The organism is Ruegeria sp. CDSA033 (assembly GCF_059612305.1).
Window position 1 is genome coordinate 1 of sequence record NZ_JBXWQI010000052.1, and the last position, 2,285, is coordinate 2,285.

The following is a 2,285-nucleotide window of genomic DNA, read 5'->3' on the forward strand; positions in this document are numbered from 1 at the left end:
GAAGGCAGCGACAGCTTCACATACACCATCACCGACGGGCAGCTCACCGACACCGCAACCGTCAATCTGACCGTGAACCCAGCCCCCCCCGCCAGCACCGCAAGCTCGGACGACTTCTCGGGCGCGGATAACCCTGCACCTGCCAGCTTTATTTTGAGTGGGAGTACGGAAAATGGCCCCGGGGGCGGTAGTGACGAACTCTCTTTTGCAGGCACGGATCGTGCTGTGGTGGTCGATTTGTCTGCCGGTTCTTATACCTATGCTGCGACAGTCCTGCCGAGTGGCGACTCCCTTACTGTTGGCGTGACCGGCAGTGACGTGCCGACATCGATCCTGGAGGGTTACCGTCAGATTCTGTTCGAAAATGTGGTCGCTGCAGGTGGATGGATCGATTACGTGGGCGGCTCCAACAACGGCCCCCAGGGGATGCTGGACACCGACAACGCTGCTGTTATTGGAGTTTCCGTAAGAGATGTCGCCGGGAACGGTGTAGCAGGCGCAGCCGATATCTCAGAAGCAACCGCCGCATACACACCCGACATCGCGCTCATGATGCTCGGGACAAACGACATTTTAGATGTAACGGAATTCCCGGTCGGGTCCGCCGGTGACGATGCGGTGGCCGCGATCCTCGACCACTATGAAACTGCGGTAAACCAGTTCTTTGCAAATGCAGACGCGGGCGCATACCTCGTCGTTTCGACCATTGCGCCACGAATTGACAACGGTCGGGAAGCGATAGCGTCCGAGTATTTGAACCACGGTTACAGCATTGTCGCCGGACAACCTGTCGTAGGAGACGCGGGGAATGGTACTTACATACCTGGGTTGATTAGCAAAATCACCGAATTGCAAGCCACTTACCCCTCACTTTTGCTGTTTGAAAACCCACATGCCGACTTCATCACAGCCGGAAGTCCGGAATCTCTTGACCATCTCAGTGCAGACGATCTGCACTGGACGCAGGATGCAAATGTTGAATACGCAAACGCTCTCTTTGCGTTTTTAGAAAGTGAAGTCGGCATCACGGCAGGCGCACCGGGCAGCACAGCGCAAAACATAGCGTCAGAGGTCACGCATATTTATGGCAGCGACGCCGGCGACCGCCTCACCGGTGACGCAAACGATAACACAATAAATGGCGGCGCGGGTTCAGATCTGATCGAAGGTGGTGCTGGTGCAGACACTTTTGTGCTCGACAGCTCCGCTCTTTCCACTGGAAGCTTCGATCGAATTGTAGATTTCAATCCTGCTGAAGGCGACGTCATTGATGTCAGCGCAATCTCGAACCACCTTGGCCTGTCTGCAGCTCAGGCTCAGTCGTCCTACTTTTTTGAAGGGACCTCAGATGGGGTGAAGCTTATGCTCTCCCACGGTGGCACGACTTACCATCTGGCGACCCTCACCGGCCTAAGCCTGAGCGACGTTAACCTTCTGGATCCGGCCTGGAACATTGCTGGTCCGCAGGGGACTTCTGTGGGGCTTGGGGTGGCTGGTTCAGATGCTTATCTGGAACTTGTCACGCCGGACGGTGATCACAATGTCTGGGGCACCAACAACAACAGTGCACGGGCGGTGCAGGCAATTGCTGACACGGATTTTCAGATTGAAACCCGATTTCTGACCACACCGACCGAACAATTTCAGATGCAGGGTCTGCTGGTTGAACAGGATACAGATAACTGGATCCGGTTCGACACTTTTTCGGACGGCACTGATCTGCGCGCCTTTGTAGCGATCACCATCGGCGGAAGCACTTCCGTGACTGTCAATGTCGTCATCCCCGGCGGCAGTGCCCCGTATCTGCGAGTGGACCGGACCGGCGATACCTGGACCCTGGACTATTCCCAGGATGGAGAGAACTGGACCACTGCCGGCAGCTTTAACCACGCAATGACCGTCAGTCAGGCGGGTGTCTTTGCCGGTAATACCGGCCCGGCAACCGGCTACACCGCGCAGGTGGATTACTTTGAATTTGCCAGTGACCCGATTGCTGATGAGGATGGGACGATCACGCCGGTGAACGATCCGCCTGTTGCAGCCGACGACACTCTGGCGACAGATGAGGATGTGGCGCTGACCATCAATGTGGCGGGCGATCTGCTGGCCAATGACAGTGACCCGAACGGCGATGCGCTGAGCCTGACCGCCTTTACCCAACCCGCCAACGGCACGGTCGCCGACAATGGCGACGGAACCTATACCTATACCCCCAATGCCGGGTTCTCGGGCAGCGACAGCTTCACTTATACCATCACCGACGGCACCAACACTGACACCGCAAC

Annotated in this window: 1 protein-coding gene; it reads left to right on the plus strand. The window is 56.8% G+C overall.

The genetic code is table 11. From position 1 onward, the window contains the following. Positions 1-2,285, plus strand: a 2,285-nt coding sequence (locus AC2FLA_RS22350; RefSeq protein ID WP_496725426.1) for a tandem-95 repeat protein, incomplete at both ends; no start/stop codon positions are given.